This window comes from Streptomyces sp. NPDC102274 (genome assembly GCF_044766385.1).
GTDB lineage: Bacteria > Actinomycetota > Actinomycetes > Streptomycetales > Streptomycetaceae > Streptomyces.
Map to the genome: position 1 here is coordinate 377,374 of NZ_JBIWLW010000002.1, position 22,099 is coordinate 399,472.

Consider the following 22,099-nt stretch of genomic DNA (forward strand, 5'->3'; position numbering starts at 1 on the left):
ACGTGGCATCCCGGCCGGCGCCGTTCGCCGGCCGGGATCCTTGCTTTCTCCACGTCCGGTGAAACATTTCCGCCGGTCCACCGCGTCAGTGGAGTGAAGGCGGGGCGGGGAGCCGGGCGCCACGGGGGATCAGGGGATCGGGGGACCATGAGGCGCACGGGGTGGCTGGGGCGTACGGGCGGTGGGCGGGCACGGACCTCTCGGGCGGATGACTTCAGGGAGTTCGCGAGCGGCCGTACGAACCAGCTCTTCCGCTCCGCCTCTCTGCTCACCGGCGGCGACACCCACCTCGCCGAGGATCTGGTGCAGGAGACGCTCGGCCGGATGTACGCGCTGTGGGGGCGCGTCGACCGGATCGACAACCCGGCCGGGTACGCGCAGACCGTCCTCGTCCGTACGTTCCTCACACATCGGCGGCGCCACTCGGCGACCGAACGGCCCCTCGGGGAACTCCCCGAGCCGGCCCCGGTCCCCGGTGACGACCCCGACCTGCGGATCGCGCTGCTCGACGCGCTCGGGCGGTTGTCGGCCAAGGACCGCGCGGTGGTGGTGCTGCGGTACTGGGAGGACCGCAGCGTCGAGGAGACCGCCGACGCCATGCATGTCAGCTCCGCCGCCGTACGCACCAGATCGGTGCGCGCGCTCGCGAAGCTACGGGAGCAACTGGGCGGCAGATTCGCCGAGTTCGCCGACCGCTGAGCGCCCGTCCCACGGGGCTCGGCTCTGATTCTGACCGGTACATGAGCAAGGAGTGGGATCGACCATGCCCTCTGAAAATCCATTCGAAGCGCCCTTCGAGGACGGACTCGGTGAGGCGCTGCACCGCACCGGCGAGACGTTCGCGCCCCCGGACCGGGCCGCCCTGGTGGACGCCGGGCTGGCCCGGGGCCGCCGTCGGGAAGCCCGGCGACGCGCCGCGGCGGTGACGGGCAGTGCGCTCGCGCTGGCCGCCGTGGGGATCGGCGGCGCGTACGGCGGCGGACTGCTGGGCGGGGAACAGGGCGGCGGACAGGGCGGCGAGACGTCCGTGGCCGCGCCGGCCCCCATGCCCACCGGCCCCGCGCCGGCCACCGAAGCGGACCTCATCGCGATTCTCACCGGGCTGCTTGCCGGCGGAGAGCTGAAGAATCCGACGACGAACAGCTCTGACATCCCGGGCTTCCGGAGCGTGCGCGGAGTGTTCGACGACGGAAAAGGCGACGCCGCGATCTCGGTCGGCCTCACCCGCGCCGACGGCACCGAGGCGGAAGGGCAGGTGACCTGCCCCGACAAGGTCTTCGTCCCGTACGACGCCTGCGCCGAGACCGAACTGGCCGACGGCTCCAGGCTCATGGTCCTCCAGGGGTACGAGTACCCGGACCGCCGTGAGGACACCAAGAACTGGCGGGCCGTTCTGCTCACCGCCGACGGCTTCCTGGTCGACGCGAGCGAGTACAACGCCCCGGCCGAGAAGGGCGCCGAGATCTCCCGCGCCGATCCGCCGCTGAACCCCGCGCAGTTGAAGGCACTGGTCACCTCGGACAAGTGGCGCGCGCCACTGAACGAGCTGCCCAAGCGGCCGTCCGTGCCGCCGGCCGCCGGTGGATCCGGGACCTCGGCCCACGAGGACGGCGTGAACACCCGTGACACGCTGGTCTCGCTGCTCCCCGCCGGGCTGGAGGTGACCGGCGAGGGTGGCCAGGAGGGGTTCGTGTATCTGGTGGTCGACGACGGCAAGGGCCTGAGCTATGTCCAGGTCAATGTGCAGCCCGGTATGTCGGATGACATGGAGGATCTGTTCTCCGGCGCGACCACCCTGCCGGACGGCACGCTGCTCAAGACCACGAAGAACGCGGGAGAGAAGGGGGTCGAGGGCATCAAGATGTGGACCGCCGACACCCTCAGGCCCGACGGGCTGCGCGTCGTCATCTCCGCCTTCAACGCGGCCGACCAGGTCACCCCGGCCACCCGCGAGAACCCCGCGCTCACCATGAAGCAGCTCACCGCGATCGCGACCAGCCAGAAGTGGCTGACGCGCCCGTAGTCCGTAGCCGTACTCGCACTCCGTGGCTGCAGTCCGTGTCCGCAGTCCGTTATTCGTCGGCCCGCGGTGGCGCGGCCCGCGCCGCCGGTGCCGCGCCGCCGCCGGTGCCGCCCGCGCCGCGCCGCCGCCTCACTTCGCGTCGGAGTACCGCTCCACCGTCGCCGTCGTGAACGGAAACCGCACCGGTGTCTCCCCGAAGGCGATCCGCCCGGCCAGTTCCCCGGCCGCGCGGATCGCCACGGCCACCTCCTCGGCCTCCTTCTCCGGGCAGTGCACGATCACCTCGTCGTGCTGGAAGAAGACCAGCTCCGCCCGCATCCCGGCGGTCGCCCGCCGCAGCGCGGCCAGCATCAGCAGGGCCCAGTCGGCCGCACTGCCCTGGACGACGAAATTACGGGTGAAGCGCCCGCGCGCCCGTCCGTTCGACGACGCGTACCCCGGGGTGAACTCGCCGCCGGGCGAGGGTGATCCATCCCCTTCCGTCCCCGGCGCCGGGGATATCTCCTGCGGGATCCCTGCCTCGCCGTCGTCCTCGTCGGCCCCGGCCGCCCGCGGACTCGTCCGCCCCAGCCAGGTCCGTACGAGCCTGCCCTCCTCTCCCGCCCGCGCCGCGTCGTCCACATAGGCCACGGCCAGTGGGAACCTCCGGCGCAGCGCCGCCAGGTTCTTCAGCCCGTCGCCGGACGTCTGGCCGTAGATCGCCCCGAGCAGCGCGAGCTTCGCGTGGGCGCGGTCGCCCGAGAACGCCTGGGCGGAGAGGGCCGTATACAGATCGCCCTCATGCCCGGCCACTTCCATCAGCCCCGGGTCACGGGAGATCGCGGCCAGCACCCGCGGCTCCATCTGGTCGGCGTCCGCGACCACCAGCCGCCAGCCCTCGTCGGCGACGACCGCCCGCCGGATGACCTTGGGGATCTGCAGCGCCCCGCCGCCATTGGTCGTCCACCGGCCCGAGACCGTACCGCCCGGCAGATACTCGGGTCTGAACCGGCCGTCCCGTACCCAGTCCTGGAGCCAGCCCCAGCCGTGCGCCGTCCAGATCCGGTACAGCTTCTTGTACTCGATCAGCGGCTCCACCGCCGGATGGTCGATCTCCGCCAGCTCCCAGCGCCGGGTGGACTTCACCTTGATGCCGGCCTGTCCGAAGGCCCGCACCACATCCGCCGGCAGATCCGGCCGTACCCGCCGCCCGAACGCCTCCGACACCTCGTCGGCCAGCTCGGCCAGCCGCCGCGGCTCACCCCCGCCCGCGTACCGCTCGCCGAGCAGCTCGTCCAGCACCTCACGGTGCACATCCGCGCGCCAGGGCAGCCCCGCGCGATGCATCTCGGCGGCCACCAGCATCCCCGCCGACTCGGACGCGGTGAGCAGCCGCATCCGTCCGGGGTGCTCGGCGGCCGTATGGCGTCGCTGCTGCTCCGCGTACACATCGAGCAGCCCCTCGAACGGCACCTTCGCGCCCGCGTGCGGCTCGAAGAGCGAGAACTGCGACCCCGGCTCCGCCGACCGGGGCGGCGGGTCGGGCGGCACCGGCGCGTTCCGCAGCCTGGCCCAGGCGGCCGCGGCGGACCTGGGTTCCCCGAGCCGCCCCTCGTGGCCGAGCAGCAGCAGCTCGGCCGCCTCGATGTCATAGCACCGTTCGACCCGCACCCCCGCCGCGAGTAGCCTCGGATAGACCTCGGCGGTGGAGCGCCACACCCAGCGCCCGACCTCCGGCAGCCGTGCCCCGACCGCCGCCACCAGATCGGGCTCCCGCACCACGGGACCGGCCGGGCGGCCGTCCACACCCAGCGGAACGAGCAGCGCGCCGCCGCCCTCCGCCGGGGCCAGAGCCCATCGTTCGGTCATACGGCCGAGTCTCGCAGCAGGGTCTGACAACGACGGGCGGATCCGCCGGGAGCCCGCCCCACCGCCATGACCCCATGGAGGTTGAGATGCAAGCGATCGTTTTCGAGGAGTTCGGCGGCCCGGACGTCCTGCACGTCAGGGAGATCGCCGAGCCCCACGCGGGCCCCGGCGAGATCCGGGTGGCCGTGAAGGCGGCGGGCGTCAACCCGGTGGACTACAAGATCCGACACGGATGGATGGAACAGGTCTTCGCCACCCCGCTGCCCGCCGTGCCCGGTCAGGAGATCGCCGGGGTGGTGGACGAGATCGGCGCCGGGGTCACGGGCGTCGCGGTCGGCGATGACGTGCTGGGGTGGTCCGCCACCGGTGCCTACGCGCAGTACGCCCTGGCCGAGACGGTCGTTCCCAAACCCGCCTCGCTGGGGTGGGCCGAGGCCGCGGCCATCCCGGTCGCCGGGGAGACCGCCGCGCGGGTGCTCGACGAACTGGCTCTGCGCGACGGCGAGACCCTGCTGCTGCACGGAGCGGCGGGCGCCGTCGGGTCCGTGGCCGCCCAGCTCGCGACGGCCCGCGGCGCGATCGTGATCGGCACGGCGTCCCCGGCCAACCACGAATACGTGCGCTCGCTGGGCGCCGTACCCGTGACCTACGGCGACGGGCTGGTCGAACGCGTCCGCTCGGTCGCGCCGCAGGGCGTGGACGCGGTCTTCGACGCGGCGGGCATGGGAGCGCTGCCCGACTCGATCGAGCTGCGCGGCGGGACGGCCGACCGGATCGTCACCATCGCTGACCCGGCCGCCGCCGAACTCGGCGTGCCCTTCTCGGCCGGCATGTCCGGCGACACGGCGCCGGAGCGGAAGCTCGCCGGCCTCGCGGAGAACGCCCGTCTGGCGGCGGAGGGCGCGCTGCGGCTGCGGATCGCCGGTACGTTCCCGCTCGCGGAAGCGGCACAGGCGCAGCGGACGAGCGAGGACGGTCACGCGCGCGGGAAGCTCGTCATCACGCCCTGAAGCGTCAGCCCCTGAAGTGTCACGTCCTGAAGCGTCACGCGCTGAACTGCGGGACAGGCGGCGCTCGGCCGGAATGGTCGATACGACCTCGTATGGGTGATGTGGCATGGCGGCACCCTCCTCGGGCAACATAGGTTGCTTTCGGTGACCTACTGATGTCCGAGAGTAACGATGCTCACTGACAGTGGACTTGCGCACGACGTCTACGACCAGGGCCGGCCCTGGCTGCCCCTCACGCGGATGCCGCTCCCGCACAGGCCGGAGGCGGCTCCCAGGGCCCGCCGTCACGCCCGTGACGTTCTCGCGCTGCGCCGGGTGGACAGTGAGCTGATCGCCACCGTCGAGCTGGCGGTCAGTGAACTCGTCACCAACGCCGTGCGGCATGGCATCTGCCTCTGCGGCTGCACGCGCGGCACGGTCTCCCTCACCCTGTTGCGGACGGGGGGCCGCCTCCGGGTCGAGGTCGCCGATCCGTCCCGTACGCCCCCGAGGTGGCCCACGGGGATCGACTCGGTCGACGCGGAGGCGGCGGAGGGGAGGGGGTTGCTGCTGGTCACGGCCCTGGCGGCGGACTGGGGCGATCAGGCGGGCCCCACCCGGGGAAAGGTGGTGTGGTGCGAGTTCGCCCCCGCCCCGGCTCCCGCCGCCCCGGCGGTCATGCGCGCCGCCACTGTCCCCGCCGCCTCGGCAGCCATGCGCGCCGCCACTGTGTCCGCCGCCCCGGCCCCGGTCGCCCCGCCCGCCGCTTCTGCCGCCCCGCCGCCCGCCGTTCCTGCCGCAGCGCCCGCCGTGGACCCGCCCGTGAGGTAGGGGCCCTGTCCCCGGCTCAGCCCTCCAACTCGCGGATCACGCGCGCGGGATTGCCCACCGCCAGCACACCCGCCGGGAGGTCCTTCGTCACCACCGACCCCGCGCCGACCACCGTGTTCTCGCCGATCGTCACTCCCGGGCAGACGATTACCCCACCGCCCAGCCAGACGTTGTCACCGATCGTCACCGGCGACGCCTTCTCCCAGCCCGCGCGGCGCCGTTCCGCGCCGAGTTCGTGGGTCGGGGTGAGGAGTTGGACGTTCGGCCCTATCTGGACGTCCGAACCGACGGTGATCGGCGCCGCGTCGAGGAAGACCGCGTTGAAGTTGATGAACGTACGGGCGCCGATACTGATGTACGTCCCGTAGTCGCACTGGAAGGGCGGCCGGATACGGACATCCTCTCCCACCGAACCGAGCAGCTCCGCGAGGATCTTGGCGCGATCGGCCGGCGCGGCGGCGCCGTTGGCGTTGTACGCCGCGCACAACGCGAAGCGCCGTTCGGTCTCCGCGCCCAGCTCCTCGTCGTCGGGGAGGTACCACTCCCCGGCCAGCATGCGCCGCTTGTTCTCGCCCATGGATGCCCCGTGCCCTCTCTGTCATCGCTCTGTCATCGGCCGGAAGCGTCCACGGTAGTGCGTCGTGCGAAACGGCGGCGAGATATCCACAGCCTGTGGACAAAGGCGGTGGAGAGGGACCTGCGACCATCGGAACGCGGCAAGGAGCAGTTCCGAGGAGGCACCCCGCATGATCATGGAGCACACCGAGGCCGCGGCATGACCGACAAGGACGCCGCCGGCGCGGCGGCCCGTACCGTCGAGCGCGCCCTGACGGCCGTACTCTCCGCGCGGGCCGCGGACGGTGGCGGCGCCGACGGCATCGACACCGGCGCCTCCCTCCTCGCCGCGGATCCGACGGCGGACGCGGAGCTGCGGCGGCGCGGCGAGCAGTTCGTACGGCTGGCCTGGGAGCGCGGCTGGCAGCCCGCCGATGTCGTACGGCTCGTACGCCGCGACCTCGACGGCCCGCACCTGCGCCTTCTCGCCGAGCTGACGGCGGCGGAGGCGCGGCGCTACGAACGGCTGCCGCCGCGCTGGGCCGCCCAGCTCGCGGATCTCGGCGAGGAGCGGGAAGCGCGTCCCTACCGGGCCGACCGCTTCTCGTACGCCACCGCCGTACTGGAGTTGTATCTGCTGCTTGCCCGGCTGCCCGTGATCGAACCGGTCGGTCCCGTGCCCGGCACGCCCGTTCATCTGACCACCCCCGTGGACGGCGAGCCGCGCATGCTCACCCGGATCCGCGCCCTGCTCGCCAAGGCGGAGGCGACCGGATATCCGCAGGAGGCGGAGGCGCTCACCGCCAAGGCGCAGGAGCTGATGGCGCGGCACAGCATCGACGAGGCGCTGCTCGCCGACCGTACGCACCGGGGCGATGTGCCCGGCGCGTGCCGGATCGGCGTGGACGCTCCGTACGAGACGGCGAAGGCGATCCTGCTCGACGCCGTGGCCTCCGCGAACCGCTGCCGTGCCGTCTGGAACAGCGCGCACGGCTTCTCGACGGTCGTCGGCTTCGAGCCGGACCTGGAGGCGGTCGAGCTGCTCCATACCTCGCTGCTGGTGCAGGGCACGGCCGCGATGACCCGTGCGGAGGCGGCCCAGCGGGCGGCCGGGCGCAATCGGACGAAGACATTCCGGCAGTCGTTCCTGCTGGCGTACGCCCACCGCATCGGCGAACGCCTGGCCCTGGCCACGGAACAGGTGACGGCGGAGCAGGAGACGGCAACGCAGGTGACCGACGAGGGTGTTGGCGGACTGCTGCCCGTACTCGCCGCCCGCGAGGCGGCGGTGACCGACCGTACGGACCAAATGTTCCCGGAGACGGTGGCGACGCGCGTGCGCGGGGCGACGGACGCCGAGGGCTGGACCCACGGCACCTCCGCGGCGGACGCGGCGCGGGTGCCGTACGGACCGGGCGCGGCCGACGGGCCGGGCGGGACGGACCGGCGTGGCCGTATCCGCCCCGCCCGCTGACCGCCCCGCCCGGATGTCGACCGACGGCGGTCGCCGGGGCGGCGGGTCGGCCCGTTGGGTCCTGTCCGGTCAGCCGGCCGACCGGCCCGTCAGCCGGTCGTCGTGACGCTTCACGACGGCATCACGACGTCGTCAGATCCGTCGTCAGATCCGTTGGCAGGTCCGTCGGCAGATCGCTCGGCAGTCCCTCCGGCAGCTTGCCGTCCCCGGCCTTCGCCAACGTGTCCTTCACGCCCTTGCCCCAGGAGATCACCAGGGTCTTGCCGTCGTTCGACTCGATCGTCCCCATGGCGCGGTCGGTGTTGCCGTCGGCGCACTTGAGGGAGAACATCGGCTCGCCCATGTCCTCCACCGCGCCCTGGCAGACATGCTGGTCCGCGACCAGCGCGACCTTGCCCTGGCTGACCGACAGGGCGACGGTCTTGCCGTCGCTCAGCCCGGCCCATGTGCCCTCGACGCTCGCCGCGTCCGCGCCGGAGCCGGAGTCCGCGGTCGAACCGGAGCTTTCGCCGCCGGTCCCGCTCGACGCCGTCGCTCCGCCCTTGTCCCCGGCCGAGTCGTCGCCGCTGTCACCGCCGCAGCCCGTGAGCGCGAATGCGAGTGCCGCGACGAGCCCGGCCGCGGCCGCACCCTTCCGTACGAGTTTCTGCACGTTCAAGTCCCCCTTGTCGGTGGCTGGACCGCGCAAAACTACCAGGACGACTTACGCACACCCGGAAGGAATCCGGCGTGCGCCTGCTCGCGCATCCGCACCCTGGAGAGGCCGAACTTCCTGAGATGGCCGCGCGGCCGGCCGTCCACGCTGTCCCGGTTGCGCACCCGCGTGGCGCTCGCGTCACGCGGCTGACGTCGCAATTCCTCCCACGCGGCCGGCCGTTCCCCGTCGGGCGTTCCGGGGCGCCGGATGATCTCCTTCAACTCGGCGCGGCGCACGGCGTACCGCTCCACGACCTCCTTGCGCCGCTCATTGCGGACGACCTTGCTCTTCTTCGCCATCAGACGTTCACCCCCCGGGCACGGATCCGGGCGACGGCGGCCTCGATGCCGATGAAGTCGATGGTCTTGATCGCCTTCGCGCTGAGGGTGAGCCGGACATGCCTGCCCTCGCTCGGCAGCCAGTAGCGCTTGCGCTGGATGTTGGGGTCGAAGCGGCGGGAGGTGCGCCGGTGCGAGTGGGAGATCTGGTTGCCGAAGCCGGGCTTGGCCCCGGTCAGCTGGCAGTGGGCGGACAAGGTCACACATCCTTCTCTTTGATAATGGAAACCATTTCCATATACTAACCCCATGGCACGCAACGAACTGCGCCCGATCATCAAGCTCCGCTCCACCGCGGGGACCGGCTACACGTACGTCACCCGCAAGAACCGCCGGAACAACCCCGACCGCCTGACGCTGCGCAAGTACGACCCGCTCATCCGCCGGCACACCGACTTCCGCGAAGAACGCTGACCGGCGGCGACCGAGCGAAGCGGCAACAGAGGCCACGAAGAGAAGTACGAAGAGAACTTCGAAGAGAACGAAACGAAGAGAACGAAGAGGCCGACATGAAGCCCGGAATCCACCCCGCGTACCAGCCCGTCGTCTTCCGCGACAAGGCCGCCGACTACGCCTTCCTCACCCGCTCGACCGCGACCGCCGAGAAGACGGTCGTCTGGGAGGACGGCCAGACCTACCCCGTCATCGATGTCGAGATCTCCTCGGCGAGCCACCCCTTCTATACGGGTACCGCGCGCGTCCTCGACACCGCCGGCCGCGTGGAGCGGTTCGAGCGCCGCTACGGCCGCCGCCCCGAGGCGCGTCAGTGAGAGACATCGACAACGGACTCAGCGACAGCAGACTTCCCGTCGCGATCGTCTGCGGGCTGCACTCCGACGCCCGCAAGGCGGCCGTACGACGGCTTCTCGCCACCGTGCCCGGCAGCGTCGCGCTCCATCACGACCTGTCGACGGCCACGCGCGGCACCGTCGTACGCACCGTCCACGACGCCACCGAGCTGATCTCCACGGGCGAGGCGCCGCTGATCAACGACTGCGCCTGCTGCGCCCTGCGGGAGGATCTCGTACCCGAGCTGGAACGGCTCGCGGACAGTGGCCTGACCCGGCTCGCGATCGTCGAGTTGTGGGACTCGGTCGAGCCCCGGGCCATGGCCGAGGTCATCGCCGCGCACGGCGAGCGTCTTGTCGTCAGCTCCGTGCTGACCGCGGTCGACCCGGCGCTGCTGCTGCCGTACCTCGGCAACGGCGACGATCTGGCCGACGCCGGGCTCGCGGCCGCCTCCTCCGATCAGCGGACGATCGCCGACACCTGGGCGCGGCAGCTGGAGTACGCGCCGGTGCTCGCCGTCGTCGACAGCCCGCTCGCGGACGACGAGGACCGCGCGCTGCTCGCCCAACTGCACCCGACGGCACGGCAGGTACGCGTCGACGGCGAGGGGGCGTCGGCCGGCGAACTGGCCGAAGCCGCGCTCGGCGGATTCGATGTCGAGGCCGCCGCGGCCCGCCAGCACCCGGCCTGCGCGCTGCTTCCGCAGGAGGCGGACGAGTGCGGGGTGGCCACGTATGTCTGGCACCGCGCGCGCCCCTTCCATCCGGAGCGGCTCTACCAGGCGCTGGAGGATCTGACCTGCGCCGCCGCCCGCAGCCGCGGCCGGTTCTGGCTCGCCGACCGCCCCGACACACTGCTGCACTGGGACGCCGCCGGTGGCGCGCTCTGTGTGGAGAGCGTGGGGCCCTGGCTGGCGGCGCTGCCCGACGCCGCCTGGGAGACGGTCCCGCCGCCGCGCCGGGCCGCCGCCTCGCTGGACTGGCATCCCCTGCACGGTGACCGCTGCCAGCATCTGGTCTTCACCTCACCCGGCCTCGACCGGGAGGGCATCGAACAGCTGCTGGAGTCCTGTCTGCTGACCGATGCCGAGTACACCGCGGGCCGCGCCGCCTGGAAGCGCCTTCCGCCCGCCTTCGACAACCTCCTGGAGGTCTGATGTCCACCCGTCGTGGGGACCGCAAGCCGCCCAAGCCCCGCCCCAATCCGCTGGACGCCGCGGACATCACCTATGTCGACTACAAGGACACCGACCTGCTGCGGAAGTTCATCTCGGACCGCGGCAAGATCCGTGGCCGCCGTGTGACGCGGGTCAGCGCCCAGCAGCAGAGGCAGCTGAAGCGCGCGATCAAGAACGCCCGGGAGATGGCGCTGCTGCCGTATCGCACGACTCCGCGCTGACCGCTGGACGGCGCCGTACGACCGCCGTAGGGCTGGGCGGTACGACCGTCGTACCGAAGCTCCCCGCGCTCGAACCGCGCGGGGAGTTTTTATGTCCGCGCGGGGTACACGAACACCGTTTCCCCCCGGCGAGGGATCCGGAAGGCCCTGAATCGCGTCTCCATCCATAGTGCGGGCGATCGGGCCGGGGGGCGCGCCTGTAATCAAGGGAACACCCCGTGTGCACGTGCATTTGCTCATGCATCAGCACAAGAAACAAAGCTATGATCCGAGAAAGTTGACGACTGCACCTTGCAACTCGGGGAGCGACCTGTGCACCACGTGTACAACGGCATTACGGCCACAGAGCTTCACGGAGTCGTCTGGCAGAAGAGCAGGCACAGCAACTCCCAAGGATCATGTGTGGAGTTCGCCAAGCTGCCCGGCGGCGAGGTGGCGGTGCGCAATTCACGTCACCCCGACGGTCCCGCGCTGGTCTACACGATCGCCGAGATCGAGGCCATGCTGCTGGGCGTCAAGGACGGGGAGTTCGACCATCTGACGGCGAGCGGCTGACCGACAGCGGGCGGTCCAGCGTATGGCTCAACCCGTTCCGGCCGATTTTCCCGGCCTGATGGCCGAGATGGCCCGCCGCCGTCAAGCCAGGCAGCAAGCCACACGCCGCGGGCGGCAACCCGTGGGCGGCAAGCCGCGGTGGGCAGGTCACGGTGGGCAGGCCACAGGCGGCACGTCCGTATCGACGATCCCGTACGTCTGTCAGTCGGCCGCCCGTAGCTGGAACAGCGCCCAGACCACCTTGCCGTGCAGCGATCCGGCCAGCGGATGCCAGCCCCAGGTGTCGCTGAACGACTCGACCAGGAACAGTCCCCGGCCGGACTCCGCCGCGCAGTCCTCCTCGGTCTTCCGCGCCTCCGGGCTCGCGTGGCTGGGGTCCCGTACCGCGCACACCAGCCGTGACGACCACCGCATCAGATGCAGCCGTACGGAAGCGTCCTGGGGCTCCCGCGGGGTGTCGGCCGGCAGGGCGTGCCGCAGCGCGTTGGTGACGAGTTCGGAGACGACCAGCGCGACATCGTCGAAGCGATCGCTCAGCTCCCACTGGGCCAGCGTATTCCTGGTGAACTGCCTGGCCCCGCGCACCGCTTCATAGCGGGCGGGCAGGGCGCACGACACCGAACCCGCGGCCGCCGAGGGATCGATGGGGGGAAGCCCCTGCCTTAACGGCTCGAGCATGGTCGATCCATTCGTCCCCACGCGAGGCACTCCCGGGATTCGCGGCCGTAGCGATACTGCGGTGGTCCAGCGTCACAACACGTCAATCACGAACGAGCACGCAGGTGCGCGGGGACCATGGTTCCGAATGCGTACGGCAGATGCAAGGGCAGATGCACGTGCACGTGCCGGACTTCACCTTTTACATTATGGTTTCGTGGCATTTCTCCTCGTGACCAGTTTTGCCCTCTCCGCAAAGCCTTCTTATTTCCGTAATCGAATGAGTACGGGCTGAAGCGTTTTGATGGCAGAATCCGGCACTTGGAGTTCGGGGGTGCTCCGAGGAGATCCACATGTGATGGGGAGGGTTGAAGACGTGACCGCAGCCGAATCGGGCGGTTCCGTGGTGCGGCGCATCCTGCTGGGCTCACAACTGAGGCGGCTGCGTGAGACGCGCGGCATCACACGTGAGGCCGCCGGCTACTCGATCCGCGCATCCGAGTCCAAGATCAGCCGTATGGAGTTGGGACGGGTGAGCTTCAAGGCCAGAGACATCGAGGACCTGCTGACCCTCTACGGGGTCGCCGACGAGGGCGAGCGCGCTGCCCTTCTCGGCCTCGCCCGGGAGGCCAATGTCGCGGGGTGGTGGCACAGCTTCGGCGATGTGCTGCCCGGTTGGTTCCAGACATATATCGGTCTCGAAGGTGCCGCCTCACTGATCCGTATCTATGAAGTGCAGTTCGTGCACGGTCTGTTGCAGACCGAGGCCTACGCGCACGCCGTCGTCACCCGCGGCCAGCCCGAGGCGCCCTGTGCCGAGGTGGAGCGCCGGGTCGCGCTCCGGCTGGAGCGGCAGAAGGTCCTCGTCTCCGAGCGCGCGCCGCGCTTCCACGCCATCCTCGACGAGGCGGCGCTGCGCCGCCCGTACGGCGAGCGCTCCGTGATGCAGGGGCAGTTGAGGCATCTGATCGAGATCTCGGAGCAGCCGAACATCACGCTCCAGGTGATGCCCTTCAGCTTCGGCGGCCACGCGGGCGAGAGCGGCGCCTTCACCATGCTGAGCTTCCCCGAGTCGGATCTCTCCGACGTCGTCTTCCTGGAGCAGCTGACCAGCGCGCTGTATCTGGACAAGCGCGAGGAGGTCGCCCAGTACGAACGGGTGATGGGGCGACTACAGCAGGACAGCCCCGGACCCGAGGAGAGCCGAGATGTCCTGCGCGGACTGCTCCAACTGATCTGAGACATCAGTACGATGGCGTCATATCAGGAGTTTGCACCTGCAGCACCTGCAGTAAGGGATCGCATGTCCTACTTCACCGACCTGGCCCACCAGTACATCGACGGCGAGTGGCGGACCGGCAGCGGCTCGTGGGACATCATCGACTTCAATCCGTACAACGGGGAGAAGCTCGCGGCCATCACGATCGCCACGGTCCGGGAGATCGACGAGGCGTACCGCGCCGCCGAACGCGCGCAGCGCGACTGGGCCGCGACCAATCCGTACACCCGTCGCCGGGTCTTCGAGCGCGTCCTCAGGCTGGTCGAGGAGCGCGAGGACGACATCATCGAGGCGATCATCGATGAGCTGGGCGGTACGCGGCTGAAGGCGGTGTACGAGGTCAGCGCCGTGCAGGAGTTCCTGCGCGAGGCGATACAGCTGTCGCTGCGGCCCGAAGGCCGGATTCTGCCGTCCCCGGTGGACGGCAAGGAGAACCGCGTCTACCGTCTTCCGGTCGGTGTCATCGGCGTGATCACCCCCTTCAACTTCCCCTTCCTGGTGACGATCAAGTCGGTGGCGCCCGCGCTGGCGCTCGGCAACGCCGTCGTCATCAAGCCCAACCAGAACGCGCCCGTCGTCGGCGGCGGACTCATAGCCAAGCTCTTCGAGGACGCGGAGCTGCCGGCCGGACTGCTCAACGTCGTGGTGACGGACATCGCGGAGGTCGGGGACGCGCTCATCGAGCACCCCGTGCCGAAGGTGATCTCGTTCGCCGGCTCGGACCGGGTCGGCCGTCATGTCGGCGCGGTGGCGGGCGGCAACTTCAAGCGGGCGATACTCGAACTGAGCGGCAACAGCGCGCTGGTCGTCCTCGACGATCTCGACGAGGCGGGGCTCGACTACGCGGTGGACGCGGCGGTCGTCAGCCGCTTCGTCTACCAGGGGCAGGTCTGTATGGCCGCCAACCGGATACTCGTGGACCGGGGCGTCGAGAAGCGGTTCACCGAGAAGTTCGTGGCGAAGGTGGCGTCGCTCAGGACCGGCGATCCGCGCGACCCCGAGACCCAGATCGGCCCGGTCATCAACTCCTTCCAGGCGGACTCCCTGACGGCGCTGGTGGACCAGGCGCTGGCGGAGGGCGCGACCGCGCTCGTACGGGGGCGTACCCGCGGCAATCTCGTGGAGCCGACGGTACTGGCGGGCCTGGACGAGAACTCCCCGCTGATGCGGCAGGAGATCTTCGGCCCCGTGGTGCTGCTGATCCCGTTCGACGGGGAGGAAGAGGCGGTACGGCTCGCCAACAACACCCCGTACGGGCTGAGCGGGGCCGTGCACACCTCGAACGTCGAGCGTGGCGTCGCGTTCGCCAAGCGGATCGTCACCGGCATGATGCATGTCAATGACTCGACCGTGCAGGACGAGCCGCTGGTGGCCTTCGGCGGGGAGAAGTTCTCGGGGCTCGGCCGGCTCAACGGCGACTCGACGGTGGAGGCGTTCACGACGCAGAAGTGGATCTCGGTGCAGCACGGCCGCACCTCGTTCCCCTTCTGAGGACGCCGAGCGCGGCGCGGCCGCGGGAGCGGCGCCGCTGACCTGCGCCGAGGGCCGGGCCCGGCAGGAACGCCGCGCTCCCGGGTCCTAACCTGGAGCAATGTCAGCGATCCGGTTGCTCGTACTCTGCGCGGTCCGCCAGCACGGCCGGGCCCACGGCTATCAGGTGCGCAATGACCTGGAGTACTGGGGCGCCCACGAGTGGTCCAACGCCAAGCCCGGGTCGATCTATCACGCGCTCAAGCAGATGGCGAAGCAGGGCGTCCTGCTGGCGCACGAGGTCGCGCCGAGTACGGCGGGCGGGCCGCCGCGTACCGAGTACGAGCTGACGGACGCGGGCCACAAGGAGTATCTGCGGCTGCTGCGCGAGGCGCTGACCACCTACGACCAGAAGATGGACGTGCTGTCGGCGGGGATCGGCGCCATCGTCGATCTGCCGCGCGCCGAGGTCGTGGAGCTGCTCAAGGAGCGCGTGGCCGGGATCGAGGCGTGGCGTGCCGCGGTGACCGAGCACTACGTGCCCGAGGACGGCCCGGAACAGCTCGGGCACATCGGCGAGATCATGAACTTGTGGGTGCACTCGGCGGACTCGGGCGCGGAGTGGACGCGGGGTCTGATCAAGCGCATCGAGGGCGGTGCGTACACCTTCGCGGGCGAGGGCGAGCCCTTTGTGGGGGTGCTCGCCGAGGGCGAGGAGAACCCGTACGCGACGGGTATCCCCGATGACGGGGATCATCAGTAATCAAGTTTGACCAATGGGGTCGTCGGGGTTACTCTTCCGGCTCGGTAGTCAAGTTTGATTACCTGGGTGGGAGGCGAGGACATTGACCGATGTGACCGACGTGATCGTGGTGGCGGGCGCACGGAAGCGGTACGGCGAGAAGCGGGCGCTCGACGGGTTCGATCTGAGAGTGGAACGCGGCACGGTGCACGGCGTGCTCGGACCGAACGGCGCCGGCAAGACCACGGCCGTACGGATCCTGACCACGCTGCTGCGGCCCGACGAGGGGCTGGTGCGGGTGGCCGGGCTCGATGTGCGGACCCATGCGCGCCAAGTGCGGCGAAGGATCGGGCTGCTGGGACAGCACGCGGCCCTCGACGAGGATCTGAGCGGCCGGCAGAACCTGGAGATGTTCGGACGGCTCTACCACCTCGGCACCCGGCGCGCGGGGGAGCGGGCCGACGAACTGCTGGAGCGGTTCGGTCTGGCGGACACCGGTCGCAAGGCCGTCAAGCAGTACAGCGGCGGCATGCGGCGCCGGCTCGACCTCGCGGCGTCCCTGATCACCGACCCGGAGGTGCTCTTCCTGGACGAGCCGACGACGGGACTCGATCCGCGCGGCCGGGCCGAGGTGTGGAGCGCGGTGCGCTCGCTGGTCGGCGGTGGTACGACCGTACTGCTGACGACGCAGTATCTGGAGGAGGCCGACCAACTGGCCGACCGAATCTCGGTGGTGGACAGCGGACGGGTCATCGCGGAGGGCACGGCGGACGAACTCAAGGCGCGGATCGGCGGCGACCGCATCGATGTCGTACTGCGCGACGCGGACCGGCTCGCGGACGGCGCGCGGGCGCTGGCGCGCACAACGGGTACGCACGCCGTCAGTACGGACGTGGACCGGCGGCTGCTGAGCGCGCCCGTGACGGACCGGATGGCGGCGCTGACGGAGACCGTACGCGCCCTGCACGCGGAGGGGATCGAGGCGGAGGACATCGCGCTGCGCCGGCCGACGCTGGACGAGGTCTTCCTCCATCTCACGGGCGAGGACGCCGCTACGAATGACGCAGCTACGAAAAGTGAGAGGGACGGGGCCGCCCCTCCGAAGCAACAGGAGGTGACGGCGTGACGACGGTGAACGCCACGGCATCGGCGTCCATGGACACGGCCCCCGAAGGCGGCAGGCTCGGCTGGGCGCTCGCCGACTCCTGGACCATGACCCGGCGCGAACTCGCCCGCTGGGCACGGCAGCCGGTCCAGGTCGTCGTCGGGCTGGTCTTCCCGGTGATGCTGCTGCTGATGTTCGGCTATCTGGTCGGCGGTGGCCGGGGGATCGACGGGGCGTACGTCGAATTCCTCGTTCCGGGCATGCTCGCCCTGACCATGGCCTTCGGCCTGGAGTCGACGATGCTCGCCGTCACGCAGGACCTGAACAAGGGGGTGGTGGACCGCTTCCGTTCGATGCCCATGGCGTCGTCCGCGGTCCTGGTGGGCCGGAGCGTGGCGGACATGCTCCAGTCGGCGGTCAGCCTGCTCGTGATGATCGGCGTCGGCTACGCCATCGGCTGGCGCTGGCACGACGGCACCGCGTCCTTCCTCGGCGCTCTCGGACTGCTGCTGCTGTTCCGGTTCGCGATGCTCTGGCTCGGGATCCAGCTGGCGATGGTGGCGGGCCGTCCCGAGATGGTGCAGGCGGTGCAGATCCTGGTCTGGCCGATCGGCTTCCTCTCCAACGCGTTCGCGACGCCGGAGTCCATGCCGGGCTGGCTGGGCGCGGTCGTGGAGTGGAACCCGATGTCGGCGACGGCGACGGCGGTACGCGATCTGTTCGGCAATCCGGCCGCGGCGGGCGGCTCCTGGGCGGCGGACCACGCGGGGACGCTGGCGGTCCTCTGGCCGGTGGCGCTGCTCGCGCTCTTCTTCCCGCTGGCGGTACGGCGGTTCGGGAGGCTCAGCCGCTGATTTCGTACCACGTCGGACCCCGCCCCGCCCCCGGAGAGCGGGTCCGGGGGCGGGGCGCGTACGCGCTCAGTGGTGGAAGGCCGTCGCCCTGGACTTGTCCGGGCTCAACGGGTGCTCCTGGCGGTGCAGTTCGGGCAGTACGCGCTTCAGGTCGGCCACCAGCAGCGCCGCCAGGTCGGCCGAGAAACCGTTGCGGCAGACCACGCGCAGCACGGACAGATCCTCGCGATGGGCGGGGAAGGTGTACGCCGGCACGAGCCAGCCGTGCTCGCGCAGCCGGCGCGAGACGTCGAAGGCATCGAAGGCCGTCACACCGGGGGCGGTGGTGAAGGCGAACACGGGAAGTTCGTTCCCGCGCGTGAGCAGCCGGAATTCGCCCATCTCCTCGATCCCCCCGGCCAGTTTCCCGGCGATGTCCCGCGCCGTCTGCTGAACGGCGCGGTAACCGTCCCTGCCCAGCCGCAGGAAGGTGTAGTACTGCGCGACGACCTGCGCGCCCGGCCGGGAGAAGTTCAGCGCGAACGTGGGCATGTCACCGCCCAGGTAGTTGACGCGAAAAACCAGTTCCTCGGGGAGCTCGGCGGGCGAGCGCCACAGCGCCCAGCCGACGCCCGGGTAGACCAGCCCGTACTTGTGCCCGGAGGTGTTGATGGAGGAGACGCGCGGCAGCCGGAAGTCCCAGACCAGGTCCTCGTCGAGGAACGGCGCCACCATGGCCCCCGACGCCCCGTCGACATGGACGGGGACGTCGAGCCCCGTACGCTCCTGGAGCGCGTCCAGCGCCGCGCACAGGTCGGCGACGGGTTCGTACGAGCCGTCGAAGGTGGAGCCCAGGACGGCGACGACCCCGATGGTGTTCTCGTCGCAGAGTTCGGCGGCGGCCCGCGGGTCGAGATGGAAGCGGTCGCCCTCCATGGGCACCTGCCGCGCCTCGATCTCCCAGAAAGTGCAGAACTTGTCCCAGCAGACCTGGACATTGATGCCCATGACGAGGTTGGGCCGGGCCGTCGCCGGGTAGCGCGCGGCGTTGCGCGACATCCAGCGGCGCTTGAGCGCCATCCCGGCCAGCATGCAGGCCTCGCTCGATCCCGTCGTCGAGCAGCCGACGGTCGCCGCGGGGTCCGGGGCGTTCCAGAGGTCGGCGAGTATCGCCACACACCGCCGTTCCAGCTCGGCGGTGCGCGGGTACTCATCCTTGTCGATCATATTCTTGTCCCGGCACTCCGTCATCAGCGCCGTGGCCTGCGGCTCCATCCAGGTGGTGACGAAGGTGGCGAGGTTGAGCCGTGAGTTGCCGTCGAGCATCAGCTCGTCATGGACCAGCTGGTACGCCGTGTCCGGCGGGGTCGGGCCGTCGGGAAGCTGGTGCGTGGGCGGCGCCGAGGTCATCTCGCTGGTCGGATCGGCCTCCCCGTAGAAGGGGTTGATCGACAGCCTGCGCAGCTCTTCGCGTTGGCTGCGGGGCATTCCGGCTGCCCTGTCCGCGCCTCGGTGGAGTGGCATCGGCGGATCTCCTCGGGGTGGGTACGGTTCCCATCCGCGAGAATACGGATGAACAGGACGAACCGCCCGCCGGGTGCGAGCCGGGCGGGCCCGCTGCTTTGGGTGGGTCTGCCCCGGCTGCGTCCGGTGTGGGTCCCCCGGCCGGATCCGGAGTGCGTCGGTAAGGAGCCGGGTGGAACCTGGAAGGGCAGGTAGGCGTTGATAGCTTGTGGGCGGCCGACTACGCCGAATCGACGATCGACCGACTAATGACACAGGAGTCCGGAACCCGTGACCACCCTTGCGCTCGGACCCAGCTGGCTGGATCCGGATTATCTGATCGGGACCTTCGGGCTGATCGGTGTTCTGGTGATCGTCTTCGCCGAGTCCGGCCTTCTCATCGGCTTCTTCCTGCCGGGCGACTCGCTGCTCTTCACCACCGGCCTGCTGGTGACGTCCGGCACCCTCGAGACTCCGCTCTGGCTGGTCTGTCTGCTGATCGTGCTCGCCGCGATCATCGGTGACCAGGTCGGCTATCTCTTCGGCCGGAAGGTGGGTCCCGCGCTGTTCAAGCGCCCGGACTCCAAGCTCTTCAAGCAGGAGAACGTCGAGAAGGCGCACGAATTCTTCGAGAAGTACGGCCCCAAGTCGCTGGTCCTCGCGCGCTTCGTGCCCGTCGTCCGTACGTTCACGCCGATCATCGCCGGTGTGAGCCGGATGAACTACCGCTCGTTCATCACGTACAACCTCATCGGTGGCACGCTCTGGGGCGCGGGCGTCACGCTGCTGGGGGCGGCGCTCGGCAAGATCGAGTTCGTGAACAAGAACATCGAGATGATCCTGATCGGCATCGTGGTGCTCTCGGTGCTGCCGATCGTGATCGAGTTCCTGCGCGCGCGCTCCAAGTCCAAGAAGGCAGCCGCTCAGCAGCCCGTGGTCGACGACGGCCTGGTCGGCCCGGGTACGGCCGCGACGGACGGGCACGCTCCCGTTACGCCGCCGGGCGCGCCGGGTACGCCGGGCGCCCCGGGCGGCGGCGGCCGCGGCCGTCACGCCAAGCGCTGACCCGCTCCGAAACCCCTCAGACCGGACAGGACCTAGCGCCGCGACCGGCAATGTTTGCCCGTCGCGGCACTAGAAGCCGCGCGTCCGCTTGGCCGCGCGGCGGCTCGACGCCCGGCCGGCCCCCGGCACCGTGAGGAACAGCCGGGCGATCTCCCCGCCGAGGTTCACCCCGACGGCGATCGCCAGCGCCAGCGCCACCGCCCGGGAAAGCGATGTGAGCCCGCTGGCCGGCTCGTTCTGCGCGAAGCCCAGCAGCCCGAAGTAGGTCGCCGAACCCGGCAGCAGCGGTCCGATCGCCGCCGTGATGTAGGGCAGCGCGGAAGCGAACTGGTAGCGCGAGAAGAGCTGCCCGAACAGCCCCACCAGACCGGCGGCGACCGCCGTCGAGGCCACCGGCGAGATGCCGCCCACGTCATGCATCGCCGCGTAGACGATCCAGGCCACGCCGCCGTTGAGCGAGACCATCAGTACGGTCGAGCGGTCCTGCTGGAGCAGGATCGCGAAGGCGAAGCTCAGCGTCACCGCCGCGAGGGTCTGGGCCACCGGCCGTACATCGCTGTGCAGCGCCGCTTCCGGCGTCAGCTGCGCGTGCAGCTGAACGCCCAGATAGAGCACGAGCAGCACACCGACGACGATCGCGATGAAGAAGTACATGACTTCCAGGAGCCGTGCGGCGGCGGTGATGTAATAGCCCGTCAGTCCGTCCTGCACCCCCGCCACCAGCGCCCGCCCCGGCAGCAGCGCGAAGAGACCACCGGTGATCACCGCCGAGGGCCGGCCCTCCCACGACACATGCGGGCCCAGCAGCGTCAGCGCCACCCCCATCGCGGCGGGCGGCATCGCGGCCACCACGAACTGATAGAACTCCGGCAGCCCGCGCCCGGCGCACAACCAGGCCAGCCGGTCGCCGAACATCGCGCCGAGCGCCGCCGCCGCGAACACCACCACGCCACCACCGACCAGCACGGACGCCGCTCCGGCCAGCAGTCCGCTCGACGCGGTCAGCGCCCAGCCGGGGTACGGGTGCCGGTTACGGCGGATCTCCGCGAGCCGCCGGTACGCCTCCTCCAGCGTGACGTCCGTGTCCTCGGTGGTGATGTCGTCGATGAGCGTGAAGACGGCGGACAGCCGGGTGTAGTCGGTGCCCCGTCTGCGTACGGTCCTGCTGGCCGTCACCGGGTCGTCCACCAGCGACGGCTGATGGGAGATGGACAGCAGGGTGAAGGTGACGGTCGGCTCGCAGCGGTCGAGGCCGTACGCGCGGCTGACCGCGAACATGGCGGCCTCGACGTCCTCGGCGCCCTCGCCGCCGGCCAGCAGCAGCTCACCGATACGGAGCGTCAGGTCGAGCACCCGGGGTACGGCGGGCCCCTGGTCGTCGTGGCGCTGGACCCTCTCCGGTACGGGCCGCTCGCCGGACGGCATCCGCAGCAGGGTGCGCATCCGGTCCTGCCAGGGCGCTTCCTTGCTCAGCCGGACCACCGGGATGCCCCGGGCGGGGGTGTACGCGTGGGGCGACTGCCGGTCGCCGGCCGGTGTACCGCCCGGCAGATCGAAGGCCGAGCCCTCGGGCTCGGCCTGCTGTTCCGTACGCAGTCCCTCGGGAACCGCGAACTCCGATGTCGGATGGTCGTCCTCGGGAAGCGGCGGCTGCTCCACTCCGAACGGCGGAGTGAAGGCGCTGTGCGCCTCGTCCGTCTGAGGCTTCAGGTCCTCCGGACCGTCGGACTCCGCCACCACCCTCTGCTCCCTCGCTTCCGGGGCCGGATCTCGGCGCCACGCGGTCACACGTGTGCGCAGCCACACGTCTGCCCAGTATGGGCATGGACATGGGCAGCCACACACGCGGACGTGGGCAGCCACACACGCGGACGTGGGCAGCCACACACGCGGACGTGGGCAGCCACACACGCGGACGTGGGCAGCCACACACGCGGACGTGGGCAGC

The 22,099-nt window shown here is 70.5% G+C and carries 24 protein-coding genes; 16 read left to right on the top strand and 8 right to left on the bottom strand.

The genetic code is table 11. From position 1 onward, the window contains the following. Window positions 1-147 precede the first annotated feature (147 nt). Complete coding sequence (locus tag ACIRQP_RS04075; RefSeq protein WP_403883021.1) at window positions 148-699, top strand: SigE family RNA polymerase sigma factor; 552 nt, start codon at window positions 148-150, stop codon at window positions 697-699. Between the two features lie 64 nt (window positions 700-763). After that, complete coding sequence (locus tag ACIRQP_RS04080; RefSeq protein ID WP_403883024.1) at window positions 764-2,023, top strand: hypothetical protein; 1,260 nt, start codon at window positions 764-766, stop codon at window positions 2,021-2,023. Window positions 2,024-2,152: 129 nt separating this feature from the next. Here the strand turns inward: ACIRQP_RS04080 and ACIRQP_RS04085 are convergent, their stop codons facing one another. Next, on the bottom strand, window positions 2,153-3,871 hold the full coding sequence (locus ACIRQP_RS04085) for a bifunctional 3'-5' exonuclease/DNA polymerase (RefSeq protein ID WP_403883027.1): 1,719 nt from the start codon (window positions 3,869-3,871) through the stop codon (window positions 2,153-2,155). An 86-nt stretch (window positions 3,872-3,957) separates the two neighbouring features. Here ACIRQP_RS04085 and ACIRQP_RS04090 point away from each other — a divergent pair, with 86 nt between their 5' ends. Further along, window positions 3,958-4,881: an NADP-dependent oxidoreductase gene (locus ACIRQP_RS04090; RefSeq protein WP_403883030.1), complete on the top strand. Its 924-nt coding sequence runs from the start codon at window positions 3,958-3,960 to the stop codon at window positions 4,879-4,881. A 171-nt stretch (window positions 4,882-5,052) separates the two neighbouring features. After that, window positions 5,053-5,691, top strand: a complete 639-nt coding sequence (locus ACIRQP_RS04095) for an ATP-binding protein (protein WP_403883033.1) — start codon at window positions 5,053-5,055, stop codon at window positions 5,689-5,691. Between the two features lie 16 nt (window positions 5,692-5,707). Here the strand turns inward: ACIRQP_RS04095 and ACIRQP_RS04100 are convergent, their stop codons facing one another. Further along, window positions 5,708-6,268, bottom strand: coding sequence for a sugar O-acetyltransferase (locus ACIRQP_RS04100; RefSeq protein ID WP_403883036.1), 561 nt, complete (start codon window positions 6,266-6,268; stop codon window positions 5,708-5,710). 198 nt (window positions 6,269-6,466) lie between these two features. Here ACIRQP_RS04100 and ACIRQP_RS04105 point away from each other — a divergent pair, with 198 nt between their 5' ends. After that, the gene (locus ACIRQP_RS04105; protein WP_403883039.1) at window positions 6,467-7,720 is read left to right on the top strand and encodes a DUF2786 domain-containing protein; all 1,254 of its coding nucleotides are present in this window, start codon (window positions 6,467-6,469) and stop codon (window positions 7,718-7,720) included. A 121-nt stretch (window positions 7,721-7,841) separates the two neighbouring features. Here the strand turns inward: ACIRQP_RS04105 and ACIRQP_RS04110 are convergent, their stop codons facing one another. Genes ACIRQP_RS04110 through rpmB form a run of 3 tightly spaced genes read right to left on the bottom strand, consistent with a single transcriptional unit; the run spans window position 7,842 to window position 8,952 of the window. After that, window positions 7,842-8,372 carry a hypothetical protein gene (locus ACIRQP_RS04110; protein WP_403883298.1) on the bottom strand — a complete coding sequence of 177 codons (531 nt, stop codon included), beginning with the start codon at window positions 8,370-8,372 and terminating at the stop codon, window positions 7,842-7,844. Window positions 8,373-8,410: 38 nt separating this feature from the next. Next, entirely contained in the window at window positions 8,411-8,716 is a 306-nt protein-coding gene (gene rpsN / locus ACIRQP_RS04115; protein ID WP_403883042.1) for a 30S ribosomal protein S14, read from the bottom strand. After that, window positions 8,716-8,952 (bottom strand): 50S ribosomal protein L28, encoded by a 237-nt coding sequence (rpmB, locus tag ACIRQP_RS04120; RefSeq protein WP_403883301.1) that lies wholly within the window; start codon window positions 8,950-8,952, stop codon window positions 8,716-8,718. The genes rpsN and rpmB overlap by 1 nt, the downstream gene beginning before the upstream one ends. 52 nt (window positions 8,953-9,004) lie before the next feature. Between rpmB and rpmG the strand changes: the two genes are divergently transcribed. The 5 genes from rpmG (at window position 9,005) to ACIRQP_RS04145 (ending at window position 11,497) form a co-directional block, all read left to right on the top strand. After that, window positions 9,005-9,169 carry a 50S ribosomal protein L33 gene (gene rpmG / locus ACIRQP_RS04125; protein ID WP_403883045.1) on the top strand — a complete coding sequence of 55 codons (165 nt, stop codon included), beginning with the start codon at window positions 9,005-9,007 and terminating at the stop codon, window positions 9,167-9,169. Between the two features lie 95 nt (window positions 9,170-9,264). Next, window positions 9,265-9,525, top strand: coding sequence for a type B 50S ribosomal protein L31 (locus tag ACIRQP_RS04130; protein WP_403883048.1), 261 nt, complete (start codon window positions 9,265-9,267; stop codon window positions 9,523-9,525). Further along, entirely contained in the window at window positions 9,522-10,700 is a 1,179-nt protein-coding gene (locus ACIRQP_RS04135; protein ID WP_403883051.1) for a CobW family GTP-binding protein, read from the top strand. The genes ACIRQP_RS04130 and ACIRQP_RS04135 overlap by 4 nt, the downstream gene beginning before the upstream one ends. Then, window positions 10,700-10,942 (top strand): 30S ribosomal protein S18, encoded by a 243-nt coding sequence (gene rpsR, locus ACIRQP_RS04140; protein ID WP_403883054.1) that lies wholly within the window; start codon window positions 10,700-10,702, stop codon window positions 10,940-10,942. The genes ACIRQP_RS04135 and rpsR overlap by 1 nt, the downstream gene beginning before the upstream one ends. Window positions 10,943-11,254: 312 nt before the next feature. After that, window positions 11,255-11,497, top strand: a complete 243-nt coding sequence (locus ACIRQP_RS04145; protein ID WP_129770992.1) for a DUF397 domain-containing protein — start codon at window positions 11,255-11,257, stop codon at window positions 11,495-11,497. 201 nt (window positions 11,498-11,698) lie between these two features. Here ACIRQP_RS04145 and ACIRQP_RS04150 read toward each other — a convergent pair whose 3' ends face one another. Beyond that, entirely contained in the window at window positions 11,699-12,196 is a 498-nt protein-coding gene (locus ACIRQP_RS04150) for an ATP-binding protein (RefSeq protein ID WP_403883057.1), read from the bottom strand. A gap of 316 nt (window positions 12,197-12,512) precedes the next feature. Between ACIRQP_RS04150 and ACIRQP_RS04155 the strand changes: the two genes are divergently transcribed. The 5 genes from ACIRQP_RS04155 to ACIRQP_RS04175 all read left to right on the top strand — a co-directional run bounded on the left by ACIRQP_RS04155 (window position 12,513) and on the right by ACIRQP_RS04175 (window position 17,604). Further along, complete coding sequence (locus ACIRQP_RS04155; protein ID WP_403883060.1) at window positions 12,513-13,394, top strand: helix-turn-helix domain-containing protein; 882 nt, start codon at window positions 12,513-12,515, stop codon at window positions 13,392-13,394. Between the two features lie 63 nt (window positions 13,395-13,457). Continuing rightward, on the top strand, window positions 13,458-14,924 hold the full coding sequence (locus tag ACIRQP_RS04160; RefSeq protein WP_403883063.1) for an aldehyde dehydrogenase family protein: 1,467 nt from the start codon (window positions 13,458-13,460) through the stop codon (window positions 14,922-14,924). Between the two features lie 100 nt (window positions 14,925-15,024). Then, window positions 15,025-15,666: a PadR family transcriptional regulator gene (locus tag ACIRQP_RS04165; protein ID WP_403883066.1), complete on the top strand. Its 642-nt coding sequence runs from the start codon at window positions 15,025-15,027 to the stop codon at window positions 15,664-15,666. A gap of 91 nt (window positions 15,667-15,757) precedes the next feature. Beyond that, complete coding sequence (locus tag ACIRQP_RS04170; RefSeq protein ID WP_403883069.1) at window positions 15,758-16,771, top strand: ATP-binding cassette domain-containing protein; 1,014 nt, start codon at window positions 15,758-15,760, stop codon at window positions 16,769-16,771. A gap of 29 nt (window positions 16,772-16,800) precedes the next feature. Continuing rightward, window positions 16,801-17,604: an ABC transporter permease gene (locus tag ACIRQP_RS04175; RefSeq protein WP_403883304.1), complete on the top strand. Its 804-nt coding sequence runs from the start codon at window positions 16,801-16,803 to the stop codon at window positions 17,602-17,604. 66 nt (window positions 17,605-17,670) lie between these two features. Here ACIRQP_RS04175 and ACIRQP_RS04180 read toward each other — a convergent pair whose 3' ends face one another. Then, window positions 17,671-19,107 (bottom strand): glutamate decarboxylase, encoded by a 1,437-nt coding sequence (locus tag ACIRQP_RS04180; RefSeq protein WP_403883072.1) that lies wholly within the window; start codon window positions 19,105-19,107, stop codon window positions 17,671-17,673. Between the two features lie 270 nt (window positions 19,108-19,377). On the opposite strand from ACIRQP_RS04180, the gene ACIRQP_RS04185 reads away from it, so the two are divergent. Continuing rightward, the gene (locus tag ACIRQP_RS04185; RefSeq protein WP_403883075.1) at window positions 19,378-20,151 is read left to right on the top strand and encodes a DedA family protein; all 774 of its coding nucleotides are present in this window, start codon (window positions 19,378-19,380) and stop codon (window positions 20,149-20,151) included. Window positions 20,152-20,220: 69 nt separating this feature from the next. Here ACIRQP_RS04185 and ACIRQP_RS04190 read toward each other — a convergent pair whose 3' ends face one another. Further along, on the bottom strand, window positions 20,221-21,888 hold the full coding sequence (locus ACIRQP_RS04190) for a threonine/serine exporter ThrE family protein (protein WP_403883078.1): 1,668 nt from the start codon (window positions 21,886-21,888) through the stop codon (window positions 20,221-20,223). Between the last annotated feature and the right edge of the window lie 211 nt (window positions 21,889-22,099).